The sequence below is a fragment of the Paenibacillus sp. JNUCC 35 genome, from assembly GCF_058269095.1.
Genome location: NZ_CM177771.1, coordinates 3,156,599 through 3,174,211 on the forward strand (window position 1 = coordinate 3,156,599; position 17,613 = coordinate 3,174,211).

13 protein-coding genes, 1 pseudogene and 1 riboswitch are annotated in these 17,613 nt (G+C 45.8%); of the genes and pseudogenes, 4 read left to right on the forward strand and 10 right to left on the reverse strand.

The window, feature by feature from the left end:
• The 5 genes from AC2TF6_RS14420 to AC2TF6_RS14440 form a co-directional block, all read right to left on the reverse strand.
• A complete protein-coding gene (locus AC2TF6_RS14420) occupies window positions 1–3,219 on the reverse strand; it encodes a GNAT family N-acetyltransferase (protein ID WP_491307319.1) in 3,219 nt (1,072 codons plus the stop codon).
• A gap of 426 nt (window positions 3,220–3,645) precedes the next feature.
• Complete coding sequence (locus AC2TF6_RS14425; protein ID WP_491307320.1) at window positions 3,646–4,545, reverse strand: NAD(P)/FAD-dependent oxidoreductase; 900 nt, start codon at window positions 4,543–4,545, stop codon at window positions 3,646–3,648.
• A 418-nt stretch (window positions 4,546–4,963) separates the two neighbouring features.
• Window positions 4,964–5,287 (reverse strand): thioredoxin, encoded by a 324-nt coding sequence (gene trxA, locus AC2TF6_RS14430; RefSeq protein ID WP_491307321.1) that lies wholly within the window; start codon window positions 5,285–5,287, stop codon window positions 4,964–4,966.
• 486 nt (window positions 5,288–5,773) lie between these two features.
• On the reverse strand, window positions 5,774–6,172 hold the full coding sequence (locus tag AC2TF6_RS14435; RefSeq protein WP_491307322.1) for an Rrf2 family transcriptional regulator: 399 nt from the start codon (window positions 6,170–6,172) through the stop codon (window positions 5,774–5,776).
• Window positions 6,173–6,343: 171 nt separating this feature from the next.
• A complete protein-coding gene (locus tag AC2TF6_RS14440) occupies window positions 6,344–6,958 on the reverse strand; it encodes a TetR/AcrR family transcriptional regulator (RefSeq protein WP_491307323.1) in 615 nt (204 codons plus the stop codon).
• Between the two features lie 129 nt (window positions 6,959–7,087).
• Between AC2TF6_RS14440 and AC2TF6_RS14445 the strand changes: the two genes are divergently transcribed.
• The 3 genes from AC2TF6_RS14445 to AC2TF6_RS14455 all read left to right on the forward strand — a co-directional run bounded on the left by AC2TF6_RS14445 (window position 7,088) and on the right by AC2TF6_RS14455 (window position 9,760).
• On the forward strand, window positions 7,088–7,732 hold the full coding sequence (locus tag AC2TF6_RS14445; protein WP_491307324.1) for a DUF2306 domain-containing protein: 645 nt from the start codon (window positions 7,088–7,090) through the stop codon (window positions 7,730–7,732).
• A gap of 63 nt (window positions 7,733–7,795) precedes the next feature.
• Window positions 7,796–9,079 carry a Dyp-type peroxidase gene (locus AC2TF6_RS14450; RefSeq protein ID WP_491307325.1) on the forward strand — a complete coding sequence of 428 codons (1,284 nt, stop codon included), beginning with the start codon at window positions 7,796–7,798 and terminating at the stop codon, window positions 9,077–9,079.
• 66 nt (window positions 9,080–9,145) lie between these two features.
• Window positions 9,146–9,760 carry a DJ-1/PfpI family protein gene (locus tag AC2TF6_RS14455; protein WP_491311660.1) on the forward strand — a complete coding sequence of 205 codons (615 nt, stop codon included), beginning with the start codon at window positions 9,146–9,148 and terminating at the stop codon, window positions 9,758–9,760.
• A 371-nt stretch (window positions 9,761–10,131) separates the two neighbouring features.
• On the opposite strand, the gene AC2TF6_RS14460 is transcribed toward AC2TF6_RS14455, so the two are convergent.
• The 5 genes and pseudogenes from AC2TF6_RS14460 to AC2TF6_RS14480 all read right to left on the reverse strand — a co-directional run.
• The gene (locus AC2TF6_RS14460) at window positions 10,132–10,620 is read right to left on the reverse strand and encodes a YfbM family protein (protein WP_491307326.1); all 489 of its coding nucleotides are present in this window, start codon (window positions 10,618–10,620) and stop codon (window positions 10,132–10,134) included.
• 560 nt (window positions 10,621–11,180) lie between these two features.
• Window positions 11,181–11,669 (reverse strand): NUDIX domain-containing protein, encoded by a 489-nt coding sequence (locus AC2TF6_RS14465; protein ID WP_491307327.1) that lies wholly within the window; start codon window positions 11,667–11,669, stop codon window positions 11,181–11,183.
• Window positions 11,670–11,715: 46 nt separating this feature from the next.
• Window positions 11,716–12,825 (reverse strand): aminodeoxychorismate synthase component I, encoded by a 1,110-nt coding sequence (pabB, locus tag AC2TF6_RS14470; RefSeq protein ID WP_491307328.1) that lies wholly within the window; start codon window positions 12,823–12,825, stop codon window positions 11,716–11,718.
• 211 nt (window positions 12,826–13,036) lie between these two features.
• A complete protein-coding gene (glyA, locus tag AC2TF6_RS14475; protein WP_491307329.1) occupies window positions 13,037–14,284 on the reverse strand; it encodes a serine hydroxymethyltransferase in 1,248 nt (415 codons plus the stop codon).
• Between the two features lie 79 nt (window positions 14,285–14,363).
• Window positions 14,364–14,459: pseudogene (locus AC2TF6_RS14480) on the reverse strand (hypothetical protein); the annotation flags it as partial.
• Between the two features lie 347 nt (window positions 14,460–14,806).
• Window positions 14,807–15,012, reverse strand: a riboswitch (cobalamin riboswitch).
• A 315-nt stretch (window positions 15,013–15,327) separates the two neighbouring features.
• On the opposite strand from AC2TF6_RS14480, the gene metE reads away from it, so the two are divergent.
• Complete coding sequence (gene metE, locus AC2TF6_RS14485) at window positions 15,328–17,598, forward strand: 5-methyltetrahydropteroyltriglutamate--homocysteine S-methyltransferase (protein ID WP_491307330.1); 2,271 nt, start codon at window positions 15,328–15,330, stop codon at window positions 17,596–17,598.
• Window positions 17,599–17,613 lie beyond the last annotated feature (15 nt).

A 17,613-nucleotide genomic window follows, 5' to 3' on the forward strand; every position in this document is an offset into this window, starting at 1 on the left:
CTACGCTCCTTCCATGTCATTGGATTCAAGTATACGAGGAAAGGAAATCCGGCGCAAAGCTTCCAGTCCTTCGGTAGGAAGCAGCGCCTCCGGAAAGACGAAAAAAACGGGCGCCGAGCGGAACTCATTTCCGTGTGGCAAGCGAACATTCCGCGAGAACGACAGGCAGCAGATGTCCTTGTTTGTATAGAGCGAAGGGCGGTTGACCGTTTCATCGGTCACAATTTGCATCACCCCGGCGCGGCCGTCAAAGCCGAAACCGTAGTCTTTCGTTTCGCGCACGCTGAGTTCGTCTTTGCCAATGGCATAACGCAGCATTTTGCCGTTAGGTGCGAAAGTCCGCAGCCAGCCGCAGCCAGCCTCGTGAGACTCGCCGAACGCTCCGGAATCGCCGGACTTGCCAGGCGCTGCAGATTCGCCATTCCCGCTGGACGATCCTGATTCGTCAAAGCGAAGGAACAGCTCGCTAAGTGCCGATTTTTCCAAATAAGCTCCTGTGTTTTGACGGATATCGGTCATATAGACGAGTACCGGCGCTCCAGGGAGCAGCAAGTAGTAATTGTCCACGATCGTTCCTTTGTAGATGTCGTGCTGCTGAATGGACTGGCGGATTCGGATACCGGACCAGACATTGCCTTTGTCATCAGCAACGCGGACGAAGCTGGCGGAATGTTCTTCCTTGCGAACAGACGCCGGGCTCATATCGTCAAAATGATCGGCTAAACCGCCGATCCAAGGATTCCACCAGGACTTGATCCCGTATTCCGGAAATCCGGAGGCGAGCCATTCCTGGCCTTGCACCGCAAGCGACCGGAGAGCGGGATAATAATCCGGCGCGGCGGAGATCCGAATCATCCCGTTGTCGGCTTCATATACCGGGTACTCTGCTTCCGTGTACGTGGTACAGCGGACGGGAGCGGACGAAACCGGGAACAAGGCGCTTAAGTACGTCTCTTGCTGCGGGCCAAGCCGTGCATCCAGCTGAATGACGCTGCAAGGGGACGACGGGGACGGTAATGCAAAAGAGGCTTCCGCGGCTTCTTCATCCGCAGACAATACCCTTTGGGCTGCCGGACGGGTTTCACCTGCATAAGAGACGGACAACTCGCCTTCCCATACGTTCTGTTTGACATCATGCAGAGCAACCGTCACTTCCTGCACATACGACGGCACGAACGGGTTTCCTTCATTGGCCGTCAACTCCATATGGCGGATCGGCGGCGGGGGCGTTTCCAGCCCGGCCAGTTTCAAGGCAAACGCCCGGAATTCGTTCCAATCATCATCAAAACCGCCTATGGACATGAAAATCGTTTCCGAAGCTTTCGTTTCTCCAGGTTCCAACGATCCTACGATACTTTCCAGCTCCAAATACCATTCTCCGAAACGCATTCGGTGGCTGCCGGACCAACAGATACCGTACGCGGTTTGGCCGCTGCGGGCAAAGAGCCACGGTTCGCTGAACTTGGCGCCGTCCCAATATTCGTGGTCGTTCCCGTGGGAATCGGTCATTTCGACGATGCGGCCTTCGTAAGGCATTACCAGCCGGTACAAGTCCGAACCGATACGTTGGGAGATCCAGATCTCGCGGGCGACTGGCGCCCCGGAGCTGTTTTCCAGCTCATGCCACAGTTTCACCGTTCCGTCGGCGTAGAGCAGGGTGCAGAGATGCAGCAGAAGTTGGGGAAAAGCGTCCGACCGGTACGAATGGCGGAATCCGATCGCGCCGCGCTCTTCGCAGATTTCAACCCGCAACGGCTTCTTGCGTGCAAATTCACTCGAATACGGTTTTCCGATGGACGGCGGCAACAGCAGAATTTCTTCGTCTTTCCGGCTCACGGTCCGAAGCGACATCTCGTTATTCTCCTTGTCGCAATGGAGACTGTACCCGCCGTTCCAGGCCATCCAGCCGCTATCCATTTCTCCTGCAACCATCGCGCCAGGCCCGCCGAAAGCTCCGCCGACGGTAGAGGTAAACAGCACCTCGGGCCCATTGTCCGGAACGGCCCGAATTTGCGGCCGAGCATGGTAGAAGCCGTAATCCAGCAAGCGGTAAGGAACGGCCAGCGAGACCCGCTCTTTTGCTTGCAGCCTCGTTTCGAAGGTTTGCTGTTCGAGAGCAAGCCAGGCGGTACCAGGCAGGGTGAAGGAAATCGCGGCCGGCTGCGCAAAATGATTTTGTATATCCAGATATAATGTATAATTGCCGCCCGTCGCATGTCTGACTGCGGGAACGCTCATTTTGATGCTGGCCGGAAATTTCGGTACGATGCCGACCTTCAACAGCGCTTCAGAACCATTAATATGAACCCGGGTCTGTACAGCCGGGCAAGTGCGCCATTCGCTCTGCGGCTCCTCGATCACACCGACGAAAAAGCTCGCCGAGATCTGACGTTCACCTTCCACCAGCAGTTCGTCCTGCCAATCGAAAACGATGTTGCGGTCCGATTCGCCCTGGAGCTGGAGTTTGAGCGGAGCGCCTGATTTGTTGACAATGCGGTATTCGATTGTATAATCATTGCCAAATACCGTTTCGGCTTGCTCAGCCATGGCGGATAGCAAAAAATCTTCCGTCTCGATGAGGCAGATGCCGCGGCTTCTGCGTTCAATATCGACGCGTAGCGACCGGCCGTTGTCGTTGGCCCAAGCGTAGGTGTACGTCTCGAAGCCGTTCTCCTTTTGCCCGTCCGGTTTGATTTCGATCGTCCGCATCAGGTCGGCATACCAGTCGAATTCCCGAAAATAGGGGGCGAGCGCTTCACAGGCAGCCACCTGGGGGATAAAATTCATAAAATGCACCACATCTTCGCGGTCTTCCCAGAAGAACCCACACCTCTTGTACAGGGGCACGGCCTTCATATTCGCTTCCCAGGTATACAGGTCGACGCGCGGCCAGCCCAGGCGGATCGTTTCTTCGACCGCCCGCAGCACGAGCCGTTTGCCCAGCTTATGGCCGTGAAAATCCGGCCGAACGTTCAACAGCTGAATATACAGCGCGCCGGTATCCTCGCGATATTCGCCCAGGCTGCAGTATCCGACGACCTCATCATTGCAGGTGGCAAGAAACACCGCGATGGCATCCGAGTTTTCCTCGCTTTGGCGGACTTGTTCGGCTGAACGGACGGAAGACCCTCCACCCCATTCGTCGTTGCTCCGGTTCCACATTTCAGCTACACTTTCCGCATAATCGGGTTGATAAGGCACAATATCTACAATTGTCATGTTTTCACCTCGTTTAGAATAAAAAATAGAAGATAATAGCTAAACGCAGGGCAATGATTCTAGCTACTCTAATTCATTGTTTCTCACTTACAGAAAAAATCCAGTTAAAATCTGGATAATCGACAGCTTTCTAATTCTTTCATCTGCACATTGTCTATTATTTCATTTGAGGCCAATCGGCTAATAATAGAAGCTAGCGTAATAGCTGAGTGCATAACGGCTAGATAGAGGCCCTGTATTCGATCATGAAATCCAACAACTTTGTCATTCTCTTTTTTTCTACGTATAAGCATGGGGCCATTGTAACCAAGTGCCTTCATGTTCGCTTTTTTCATCTGGCATCTATGTATCCCAGAATATAAAACAGCTCGCATTTTGAAAAAAGAATCAAAACACAAGCTGTATCGAGTAACTCTTTTCAAACATTTAAACAAACCGTTCTTCTGACAAGTCATGGTTGACCGTTACCGCCGTTTTGTAACCATCAGAAGCAGCATAAATCAGTTGGGAAGGCCAAACATTAGCCGCATCTCCAGCTGCGTACAGTCCAGAAATCGTGCTTCTGCCCATTGCATCGGTCGCAATCCCACCACGTTCCGTCACCGCATATCCAAGCTGTTTAGAGAAATCAGCCTTGGGTTGCCAATTCGGAATGGCGAATCCTGCGCTTCGTTTGATCCGGCGCCCATCTGCCAGAACAATTTGTTCGAGCAGGCCGTTCCGCCCTTCAAATGCAACAACAGGGGTTTCGATGACCTGAATATGTTTGGTTTCCAGCATATTGCGTTCTTCCGCCGTCAACAGCGGCTTGCCATTCGTGCATACAACCAGATCCTGACTCCAGTTGTAGAGCAACTTGGCCATATGGAGAAGAACTGGCTCTTCCGAAAGCAGAAAAATCGGTCGATCCCTCCATTCCCAACCGTCACAATACGGACAGTTAAATAAGCTTTTCCCATAAAAATTGTGCAAGCCGTCGATTTCGGGGAACTTTTCCTTTAGTCCCGTTGCTATAATCAGTTTCTTCGCCCGTACCCGCTCACCCATCTTCATGATGATTTCGAACCCATCTAGCTGTCTGTATATATCAACGACATCTGCTTGCCGATGATCGACTGACGGATATGCCAATACCTCTTCATAGGCTATGCGTCTAAATTCTGCCGGCTCGATGCCGTCACGGGTCAGAAATCCGTGGGAGGCGTGCGTGACGGCATTACGGGGATGGTTGTTGTCAATTAACATAACACTTCTTCTCGCTCTTCCAAGAACCAGTGCGGCGCTTAACCCTCCCGGCCCTCCGCCGATAATTACGCAATCTTTCATAAGGAATGTACTCCTTCCTTTCATAACTATATTCTATCCAAATTGCCGTTGATACATAATCCATATATGGTGAAGGACGAACATGAATAGTCGCCACTTGTAATCAAACCTGCAGATGATCAGCGAAATGCCTAAGTTGACGAGTAATGCTCCGAGCGAATCACCCTCGCCCGCCAGACAAAGCCGCGGAAAGGTATTCCTTAAAAGTGACCTGCTCAAGCAGTATCCTTCGAGGCAAATAAATTAAGGTTGCGTGCAATCTCCAACATGACGTTGTAGTACAACCTCTTGAATCCCTATAGTTGTCTCAAAGCAAAATACAATTCTTTATTCTGCCAAAAGGGCTTTATGAGTCGAAGTCCTTTTGGCAGCAAAAGAAGTTTTTTAACTTGGTATCACTCTTCATTAATCGATGCTATCAATAAAAAGATGCAACCCATCCTGCCAAAATTTCTTTTGGCATAATGCCAATTTTTTTATCGATGGGCTTTCCGTCCTTGAACAAAATCGTTGTCGGAAGAGACATTACACCGTATCTGGAAGAGATTTCCGCGTTCTCATCCACATTAATTTTAAGTATTCTCACATCGTTCTGGAGGGTCGCGTCATAATCTTCGAGCACGGGGCCGAACATGCGGCAAGGCGAGCACCAAGGTGCCCAGAAGTTGACCAGCGTAATCCCTTCGCTATGCAAATCTTGTTTGAATGTGTTATCTGTCGAGTGACAAATCATGGAGTTCATCTTCCCTTCTGGTATTTGGTATTAAATAAACACTTTGGAGATATATTATATCTGCAATAGGTAATAAAATAATGTTTATTTCATAGCACACCTCCCATCGCCTCAACGATAAAGATAATAAAGATATTTTATATCCTTAATGCTGAAAAAATATCGAGGACTTTATGTATCCATAATAGCGATTTATTTCTTGTCCGTCAAGCTTAACGGCGCAAATACTTTAACGGATGCTGAGTTTTTTCATCGGTCGAAACGAAATGTTCTTGGGGGAAGGTTAGATGAAGGAAGGCGTAATCAAAAGGCAACTTGCAATAAGCAAATTTCGTCAAAAATTCTTGAACCCCATAAGTTGTACGGAGCGGATTAAATCAAATTTCTTTCCTTTAATGTCGAATCACACTTTGATGTAAGAAAGCAAAAAAAGACACAACCCTCAAATGGTCGTGTTTTTTGCTCATTTATTGTAATGCTTCCATCACGTCGTCTTTATCCTCGCGTATGATTTCGAGCCAGATCTACCAACTTCATTTTTTTCAGATGCGACTCCATTTTCTCTTCCGCTTCCTTCATTACAGCTTGAATCAAACATTCCTCACCATGGACAAAATCACATTCGAATACAGACGCGCTACCCTCGATAGCGTGGATAATATCCAAAAAAGTAACGTCGTCTTTTTTACGGGTTAATCGATAGCCTCCGTTGGCCCCGGATACTGATTCTATCATCCCTGCTTTCACGAGCCTCGCTAAAATTTTGGAAAGATAGGTTGGTGAAACTCCTTGGGATTCTGCCAATTGCTGTACGCCTATCGACTTATCCGAAGAAGCTTCAATGAGTGCTAGCATGGTATGCAGAGCATAGTTTGTCGCTTTTGTAAATTTCATTATCTCACCTTATTCAAAGACTTATTGCATCTATAATATCTTTGGTGTTGGTAAAGTGTCAAGTTTCAATTCGCCCCATCTGCGCTGACAGCAGCCAATACGAAAAAATGCTGTTCGGCACCAACTGACCGCGTGTTAGGGGATCGAATACGAATAATCCCCTCCTTTGTTTCATTGTTTATCTATTCGTGCACACTCAGTTCGATAGGAAAGCAGGTAGCGGCGTAGATGCTCTTTGCAATACGCAATATGGCTGTTGTCGTGCGCAAGCTTACTCGCCATAATGGCGCCCTCCAGTGTGGATAGTATTAACGAAGACAACGAAACGACTTCAGTATCCGAACGAAGCTCCCCAGTTTGAATTCCATCCTGAATAAACTCCTGAATGGTGGATAGAAATTGCTTCATAACCTGGAGGGCTTGCTCGCGCAGTACGGGATGGGTATCGTCACTTTCTATCGCTGTATTCAATAGCGGACAGCCTCCAATAACAGGTGGATCATTCACTGCATCCTTGTATACGTCAAATATCACCAACGCCTTCTCAATCGCAGTATCGGCACTTTCTATCGCCGTAGAAAGTCGTTCTGACAATATAGCCGCCGCATAATCAAAAGCTTCAGCAGCTAACTGATCCTTACCTGTAAAGTGACGGTATATTCCCCCTTTTTTTAAACCAGTCACCTGCATGATGTCCTTAATGCTAGAACCTGCATAACCTCTGACATTAAATAGCTCGGCAGACTTTTGAATAATGATCATTCGTGTTTGCTCGCCTTTTCTCATGATAACCTCCATCGAGTAGTTGCCGTTTTAAAATTGTAACATATGCCTGTTGAGAAAGGAGCTTTTATCCCTTATTGTAAAAGAGACCGTTCGAGCTCTTTTTTAATAAAAAAATAAGAGAGGTGAATCATGAAACAATTTGGGAAAATCCTTTATATCATTCTTAGCATCTTGTCAATCGGCTGGGCCTTTCATATGCTGGCCAGCTATTTTATTGTCGATCCAGGGGCAGTGAAACATCTTCAGCATAAAGAACTTGACGAAAATTTCAGTGAGACCATATGGCTTGTATTCCTGCGCCTTCATATTATTAACGCTTGTATTAGTTTAATAACAGGTCCACTCGGTTTATCTGCAAAAATATTGCGAAAAAAACCGGCGCTGCACCGGTTGAATGGGAAAGTTTATGTTCTGAGCATAGTATTCAGCTCCGTTGTAACGATATATTTAGCGAAGGATGCAACCGGAGGGACATTTAGCACGATTGGCTTTCTCCTCCTGAACGGATTGTGGATCTTTACTACTTTATATGCTTGGTGGGCTATTCGTTTGAAGCAGATCGTTAAGCATCGGATCTGGATGATGCGAAGCTATGCTCTGACACTGGCTAATACATCGCTTCATTTCATTCAGCTTGCATTAATAAAGCTATTTGATGTGGATTATGTATCGTCTTATACAATTGCCGTGTGGGCATCTTGGATCATCAATATAGCGATTGTGGAACTAATAATGAAGCCGAAGCGAGTGCCATCCGTTTTATATAAAAATTAGTATTTTACATATCACTAAAAAGAAGCCAGTGGATCTCTTTTTAGTAGGGTGAAGGAGTTCAATATGAAGCATATACAAGCTGATGAATTGAATAACGATAATCGTGACGAATCTAGCTATAGTCGAAGAGATGTATTGAAAATGGTGACTCTGGCGGGAACAGGTATTGTAGTTGGAAGCAGCGGGATGGCTTCTTTCTTCGCTATTAACAACAGACTAAAAGCTATTTCTCGTCCCGAAGACTCTCCATCAGAAAAAGTGAATAATGACGCAATCCCTTTCTATGGAGAAAGGCAAGCGGGTATCGGAACTCCTCAGCAAATGTATATGTGTTTTGCCGCTTTTGATATCATTTCCGATAATGTCGATAAGCTAAAACAATTACTCAAAATATGGACTGATAAGAGTGCTGACATGACCGCGGGCAGGGCACTTAGAGAAACGAATGGTCAGCAGCAGGTGAATAGCTCCGAGGAGAGTACCACTGATTCGTCAGCGAAGCTTACTATTACGTTTGGATTTGGATCGACTCTATTCACTAGGAACGGGATCGACAGATTTGGATTGGGTTCACAATGTCCTGACGAGCTGAGAGATATCCCATCTATGCCCGGAGAAACAATAAATTCACAAATATCGGGCGGTGATATTTGTATTCAGGTTTGTTCGAGTGATCCAACTGTGGCTTTTCATGTGCTTCGCAATTTAGCTGCTGCATCCATTGAGATGGCAGTTATTCGTTGGATTCAAACTGGATTTCTTGATGATTCCGATGGTCATACACCAAGAAACCTGTTTGGGTTTAAAGACGGCACAGCCAATATTGAGCTGGAAAGTGAACAAGGCAAAGAGAACTATGTTTGGGTTGACTCGTCGAAAGGTCCTGCATGGATGACCAACGGAACTTATTTGGTAGCGCGTAAAATTCGGATGGATATGGAAAAATGGGAGCAAACGTTCGATAAGAAACAGGAAGCTATATTCGGTCGATCGAAAAACAGCGGGGCCCCCTTTGGTATGCATGATGAGTTTGATGCCGTTTCGATGCGCGAAATCCCGTCTAACTCCCATGTCTGGCTTGCGCGTAGCGCCGGGACTAAAATTTTGCGAAGATCATACTCTTACTTTGAAGGCATTGATCCAGTGACTGGAAATCTGAACGCTGGTCTTTTCTTTATTAGCTTCCAGAAAAGTGTTCGCAAACAGTTAGTTCCGATGTTGTCCTCACTCGCGAAATCTGATGCGCTTAATCCCTTTATTTCAACTTTATCGAGTTCGGTTTTTGCCTGCCCGCCTGGTTCAAGTAAAGGAGGATTTATCGGCGAACAACTTTTTAAGGGGATCTGAGGATATTGATTCCAAGATAGTGGCGTTATAAACTAAAATGAAAATAAAACGGGAGTGTGAACCATGATGAAAAAGAAGTGGAGTGTAGGTATATTTCTCTTCAACGATGTTGAGGTGCTTGATTTTGCTGGTCCCTTCGAAGTATTTTCCGTTACTAATTATCCGGATCAACATGCGGATACTCCGGAATCCAATCCTTTTCTCGTAAAACTAGTTTCTGAGACGGGAGAATTGGTACAGGCTTGTAATGGATTAAAAGTGCAGCCAGATTACAGTTTCAACAATGCGCCACATTTTGATATTTTGGTGATTCCTGGCGGAGTTGGTGCCAGAGAGACGGAAATTTACAACGAGAAAGTCATTCAGTGGATTTCGCAGCGTATGGGTAATGTTGAACGGATGTTATCCGTTTGTACAGGTGCTCTTCTGTTGGCGAAGGCAGGTCTTCTAAACGGAAAGATGGCAACGACTCATTGGGCCAGCTATGATAGACTCGAGAATGAGTTTCCGGCTGTTACTGTAAAGAGAAATGTCAAGTTCGTTGATGAAGGGAACATTGTGACATCGGGTGGGATTTCCGCCGGAATCAATATGGCATTCCACGTTGTTAAACTACTACTAGGTTCAGAAATTGCTCGAACAACAGCCAAGACAATGGAGTACGACATTACGATTGAATAATATCAATACTCAGAGATGTTTGTGAAAAGGGTCATAATATGGATGTTCATTCCATGTTATGACCCTGTTTTATTTGGGGATACCGTCACATATTCACGGGGTCTTGCCCCTAAAAGTCGCACGTTCTCCCAGCTACCTCCATCTTAAACTACCTGATGATCTTTGAGTTCTTTTTTTACTTTTTCTTTCATATCCGTATTTTACTTATTGCCATCGAACAGTTCAAAGAAAAAATTAAAATCGTATTTGACTAATAGAGCAAAGTCATAAGGTGAATATGAAGTATTGTACTCTAATATTTCATAGGTGAGGAATCCCATGAACCTATGTAATGATTTTTTTGCCGCTTGCGATGATTCAAATTATTGGAATCAGAAAATATAGAAGATGAGACCTTTGCCCTCGGCTGCAGTTTGGCTGTAGAAACGCCGGATTTCGTTAAAATGCTGAAGCATGTAGGCAAAGAACTCGTCCGCATCCTCGTCTGAAACAATGCCAGCCTCAAGAGGATATACCTCTTCCTTGAGCATGACCGGGAAATCATACCGCAAGCGGAGCTGTGCTTCATCCAGCTCAGACATAGCCTGAAGCGCTTCTGCAACTTGCTCGGCGCGTAAGGAAAACGCCCCGAATGAGCCAAAATCGATGCCTTTGTCTGACGTCAGCGGAACAACATAGCCAAGAGGGGGCTCTCCATCGGAAATATCTCCACAAAGCAAGTAGTGAATCGCCTCCCAGGATCTATCAATGTCCAGTCCGGGATAATCGTCTATTTTCAAACTCTTCAATGCAATGTCGCCTGCTGCGATTTGCTGCACCAGGTTGTCATCCATAGCAAAGTAATATCCACGCATTCCCATGTTATCAGCCTTCTTTCCATTTTTAGTAGTGACTATACTGCCCTATCAAAATGTAACATCCGGGAAATGTGTATTTCAAGGAACATTATACCCATGTTTGCCGTCAGGACTTCTTGCAAGTCAATTTTGATTAATTAATCCTCCCACCACTTTTACCATAATGACGAATTTTAGCCCCAAAAAGTTCCAGCCGCTATGTTGCTTACCACACCAATGGACTGGCCGCTCCCATCGGGATTCATTTTGCCACGAACATTTTCAATACATCTATTTGGGGATATGGATCATCGGCTTTGGATAATATGGGGCTGCAAAGTATTGTTTACCGCCACACGTTAGATATGAGGTTTGCATTCTTTGGAATTTTTGCTATCTATATTTCATATAGCGCTTTCAGTTTTTCAAACAGAAGAGGAACCGTTTGTAAGGTTCTCTGGAGGAGCTTATGAGTAGTAGGCGATTGCCGGCAGAAGAAGCAAAAACAATTATTTTAAACCATGCCAAGTTGTTATTTATAGAAAAAGGTTATGATCTAGCTACAATGGACGGTGAAGCCGTGGTTAGTATTTGGTAAAAGGATGCTCCTTAATCCATTCTGATACAATCAAATATACATTGTCTTTCATTAAAGGGCTAAACGTGGGGTCATTCAAAATTTCAAACTGCTTTGGAATTGTATCAAGCAGCATAACCTCATTAGTTTCAAAACCGTTCGGCAACTCCCCAAGAACACTCACCTTTGAGATATAGATATTTTTTACAAATACAAGATGGGCCCGTTCATAAATTAAATATTGTCCGATCCTTTCGATCGAATCGAGCTCACCACCAGCCTCTTCATACATCTCCCTGATAACAGTTTGTATAACAGATTCGCCTTCCTCCCTATTTCCTCCAGGTAATTCCCAGCCGCGACATTGATGTCTAACAAGAACCAATCTACCTTTGTAGAAGGCAAAAATCAGCACACAATTAGCTTCTTCAACTAGACATTTTTTCGTTAGTATTATATTTTGATTTGCCAGGGCACCAGGAAACTCATAATTCACACTTACCACCAACTTACTTATTTTTAAAAAAGCCGCTGCTCAGCATTTATCTCCCGATCCGATCATTCCTATATGCCAACACTTTGGATTTCGTTCTCATCTCATCATATTCGTCCTCAGCGGTTGAATCCCAGATAATTCCCCCTCCTACTCCATACACAGCCTGCTGAGTATACGTATCTATAAGAACTGTGCGAATGGCCACGTTAAACGTGATGCCTTCACCCGGTACAGCGAGTCCAATAGAACCACAATAAATGTGGCGGGGCTCCTTTTCCATTGATGAAATGATCTTCATAGTAGAAATTTTGGGCGCTCCGGTTATAGAGCCACATGGGAACATAGCCTGAAATACATCAAACAGGGTGATCCCAGGTTTTGTATTTGCTTCAATGGTCGAGGTCATTTGATACAAAGTAGGATATTCCTCGATTTCAAATAGATTAGGAACTTTAACGGTGCCTGTTTTGGCAATCCGACCTAAATCATTCCGAAGGAGATCTACGATCATCACATTTTCTGTGCGGTTCTTCTCAGATTCGAACAAAGCTTGTTTGTTACCCGATTTAGGAAGGGTGCCTTTCATTGGCTTTGTGCGAATAGTATCTCCGTTCCAGTGAAAGAAAAGTTCTGGTGAAACAGATAAGATCCGATAGCGGCCTACATTTAAATATGCGGAATAATTTGTTTGACTATCTCGCAAATCTTCGTAGTAGGCAAAGTCATTGCCGCTAAACGTTGCCTTCAAACGCGTGGAATAGTTGGTCTGGTACGTCTCTCCTCTAGCAATCGCCGCATGAATATTTTCAATGATGTTTGTATATTCCACACGGCTTGTACCTGTTTTCCAGTCTGAAACGGAGTACCTCCCCTTCTGCCCTATGTCGTCCTCTTCTACTGGTTTCTCATACACACCGAACCATACTAAAGGAAACTCTGCATCGGATTCACAAACGCTGGAATGTCTCTCGAAAGCGGGGGCGGACTCATACGAGACATAACCTGCCACATAGTATTGTCCATTGATAGCTTCCTGTACCTTGTCGAAGATCCCCCGAATGTCCTCTAATTTGCGGGTTTGCCAAACCTGCAGGGGCTTCTCAAATTTTAATCTTTTCTGATTAAAATCTATGATGATGGTTGGTTCGCGTTTCACATCCTACCCTCCACTTCTATTCTTGTTCGCAGCAGTTCAATGTAGAAGTAAAATCTATAAACTAGCCCATTCGAACATTTTCCTCGAATTTAAATAAAAAAGTATTCGATCCTAAGATCAAATACTTTGCCCAGGCGTACGGCGATATGAATATGTGCTCCCTCGTGGTTCACCACGTTTACATAGCGCCGGTTCCTTAAAAAAGGCATGACTAATATTGTATACCTGGGTAAAGCGGAAATTGATTAGATAATTGTTTAACCATGCCTCGTACCTTTTCGTGGACAGCTTCATCTGACGGATTCTTTAACGTTAATGCAATAATTTTTGCGATTACTTGCATGGCTCCCTCATCCATACCTCTGGAGGTAACAGCAGCGGTTCCAATCCTAATGCCACTCGTTACCATTGGTTTAGCAGGATCGAAAGGAATGGCGTTTTTGTTCACCGTAACACCTATCTCGTCCAACAAATACTCTGCTTCTTTACCGCTAATATTGAGACTACGAAGATCAATTAGCATCAAGTGGTTGTCCGTTCCGTCAGAGACAAGGTCAATTCCTTCTCCCAAAAGAGTTTCGGACAAAGCTTTCGCATTCTTCACAACCTGTTGTGCATAAATTTTGAAGTCGGGTTGGAGTGCTTCGCCAAATGAAACGGCTTTTGCTGCAATCACATGCATTAGCGGACCTCCCTGTGTTCCGGGAAACACCGCTTTATCGATGGCGGCAGCCCATGGCTTACGGCACAAGATCATACCACCGCGTGGTCCACGTAGTGTTTTATGTGTTGTTGTGGTAACAAAATGCGCATGGGGGACCGGACTTGGATGCTGACCTGCTGCTACAAGCCCTGCAATGTGTGCCATATCAACAAAGAACAGTGCTCCCACATCGTTTGCAATAGACGCCAAAGACTCAAAATCGATAGTACGCGGATAGGCACTGGCACCAGCTACAATCATACGAGGTTTGTGCTTGAAAGCTAATTTACGAACCTCATCGTAATCAAGCCTTGCATCATTCTCTCTAACTCCATAGGAAACAAAGTTATATAGGATCCCAGATGCATTCACAGGACTTCCATGAGTCAAATGACCGCCATGCGCAAGACTCATTCCGAGAACGGTATCCCCTGCTTTCAACGCAGCCAAATATACAGCCATGTTGGCTTGTGCGCCTGAATGGGGTTGAACATTCACGTGCTCGGCACCAAACAATTCCTTGGCACGGTCACGGGCAATATCCTCTACGATATCGACGTATTCACAGCCGCCATAGTATCGTTTTCCTGGATAGCCTTCTGCATACTTATTCGTCAACACAGTACCCATCGCTTGCAGCACAGCTTCACTTACAAAGTTCTCCGATGCAATCAATTCAATCTTGTCACGCTGACGGCCTAATTCTAAATTCATAGCCTCAACGATTTTAGGATCTTGTTTACGTAACTGCTCCACTGTCCAATCCTCCATTATAGCGATATAGGCCTGCTTTTGGTACTTGTTGTTGAGCCGCTTCTTTTCCCGAAACGGTTACTAGCTTCTCAGCGAAGAACTCGACCATGTCGGTTCTCTCGAACTCACTGTGTACGAGGGCGTCGATGCCGATCTCTTGTTGCAGCTTTATCCTTGTATCCATCCTAACGAAGCAGCTTGCTCAATAATTTCTGCCATCGCTCTTGTGTATCCGGGGATGTATATTCCAGATGATGAAGAAGACTATGGTATGTATCGGCATTCAAGTTCGCAATGACCTCAATCATCCTTTGCTCATCGTCTACATGAGACAAAAAATGTATCAACTCATGCCGCATTGATGGCCCCCTCCCCATAAACGCCGTAATTGTGGACGTCTGAACGTGTTACATCTGCTAACAACAATAAAAGGCGCCCTCCCTCAAAATAAACATAGGGAAAGACGCCTTCATAATCGCAAATTATGATGGTACATCTAACACCTCCCTATCTTCCGTAGGTACAGTAGTGCTGTCAGAACAGGCAGGTCTCCTGGCTCCGGAATCATTACTCGGCAGCGGCCTTCCCGATCGATGTCGATCAGTGGCTGTATAAGCTGCTTGCTCCTCCGTTACAGTGGCGGGACCGCGTCGGTATCGCACCGAACTTCCCTTTTAATTCTGACCGGCAAGCGTGCTTGCCGGTTAGACACCTGTTCTCGATTATGAAATTTGTACGAAATTAATTACACCTACATCTTACTCGACAATGAATGGTAAAAACAAGAGCCGTCATTTAAGGTACGGCTCACCATAATCAAAGTTGTCGTCAACTGGAACCGTGATTAACGAGAAGATGAAGGGGATGCCTGTCCCGGTTCATTCGAACCTTCGATGGCTTCCCCCTTTATTGGTCCATGCGTGGAACGGGTGCAATATGGATCAGCCATAGACAAAAGCTATGGCTTTAAATAGTTTTTATGTGTTTTTCAATGGCAACGTCTGCACTTTATACTGAAGCCAACAATATCACAAGGGGTTGCTTACATGAAAACATCGATAATCGGATATCCAAGAGTCGGAGCGCTGAGGGAGCTTAAATTTACATCTGAAAAATATTTTAAAGGGACCGGTTCGATCGAGCAGCTGCATCAAACCGGTGCGGAGCTAAGAGCAGCTCATTGGAAGCTTCAGCAAGAGAACGGCGTTGATTATATTCCTTCTAACGATTTCTCCTTTTACGACGGACTGCTTGATACCGCCTGCTTGCTCAATATCGTCCCGGAAAGATACCAGGTTCTCGGTCTTAGTCCATTAGAAACCTATTTTGCAATGGCGCGAGGCTATCAAGGCGAACACGGCGACGTTAAAGCATTAGCAATGAAAAAATGGTTCAATACGAACTATCACTATATGGTGCCTGAAATCGAAGATTCCGCGAACATCCGGTTGGCAGGAACGAAACTGTTCGATGAATTTTCGGAGGCTAAGCAGCTGGGCATCACAACCAAACCCGTGCTGACCGGCGCCTTTACACTGCTCAAGCTTGCGAAATATACCGGCTCCAAAAAAGCGGACAGCATCGTTTCCCAAGTTGTTGAGGCTTATAAAGCTGTACTGGACAAACTGAACACGCTTGGCGCAGCATGGATTCAACTGGATGAGCCCGCATTGGTTACAGATTTGTCGCAGGAAGACATTGTGCTGTTCTCGAAGCTCTATGATCAGATATTATCTGTTAAAGGGAACGTGAAGGTTCTCGTTCAAACTTATTTCGGAGACGTTCGCGACTGCTATTCAACGCTCCAATCCCTTCCATTCGACGGAATCGGACTTGATTTTGTTGAGGGAAAAAGGTCTTTGGAGCTCGTGCGTGAATTTGGATTTTCAGACGAAAAAATCCTATTCGCCGGCGTAATTAACGGAAAAAACATATGGAAAAATCAGTATAAGCAAACGCTGGCACTTATTCGCGAGATTAACCAGCATGCTGCACAGATTGTACTAAGCCCTTCCTGCTCTCTGCTTCATGTTCCTTACACACTGAAGCACGAAACGAAGCTGTCGGCGGCAAGTAAATCTTATTTTGCATTCGCTGAGGAGAAGCTGCAAGAGCTTTCGGAGCTCAAATTGATCGTAAAGAATACCGATCCCAATGCCGCGTCGTTATATGCTGAGAACGAGAAATTGTTCAGTGGGCCACGGTTTACGACTGACGAGGCCGTGACAGCGAGAACGACCGCATTGACGGAAGCCGATTTTACAAGACTGCCTGCCTTTGCTGAGCGTGAAGAAATTCAAAAAGCTAAATTCAATCTGCCCCCTCTGCCTACGACGACTATTGGTTCATTCCCGCAAACGGCCGATGTTCGTGCGAACCGCGCATCCTTCAAGAAAGGTGCCATCACAGAGGAGCAATACAAGGAATTCAATTTCAGTAAAATCAAAGAATGCATCGATCTTCAGGAAGAGATCGGCCTTGATGTACTCGTGCATGGTGAATATGAACGCAATGACATGGTCGAATATTTCGGCGAATGCTTGGACGGCTTTATATTCACAGCAAACGCTTGGGTGCAATCCTATGGCACAAGATGCGTAAAACCACCGATCATCTGGGGAGATATTCGCCGTTCGAAGCCGATGACCGTAGAATATTCTACATATGCCAAGAGTCAAACCGACAAACCGGTCAAAGGAATGCTGACTGGACCGGTCACGATCCTGAACTGGTCTTACCCTCGAGAGGATATCAGTCTGAAGGACAGCGCTCTGCAACTCGCGCTTGCGATTAGAGACGAGGTATTGGATTTAGAGGCCAATCACATCGATATCATTCAAATCGACGAGGCCGCATTAAGAGAGAAGCTACCACTTCGACAATCGGATTGGCAGAGCGAATACTTGAACTGGGCTATTCCCGCTTTCAGATTGACACACAGCGGCGTCAAAGCGGAAACGCAAATTCACACGCACATGTGCTACAGCCAATTTAGCGATATCATTCGCGATATCGATGCTATGGACGCCGATGTCATTACGTTCGAAGCTTCAAGATCTGACCTTTCGATCATCGATTCGATCAAGGCTTGCGGGTTCAAGACTGAGGTCGGCCCTGGCGTGTACGATATTCACTCCCCTCGTATTCCGAGCGTCGATGAGCTTAAGCAAGGGTTAAATCGCATGCTGGAAAAAATCGATTCTGCAAAGCTGTGGGTCAATCCTGATTGCGGACTCAAAACACGCGGAGAAGCCGAGACATGGGCTAGCCTGAGACATTTGATCCAAGCAGCCAAAGAAGTAAGAGAAACACTATAGAAAATCAATAAGAGG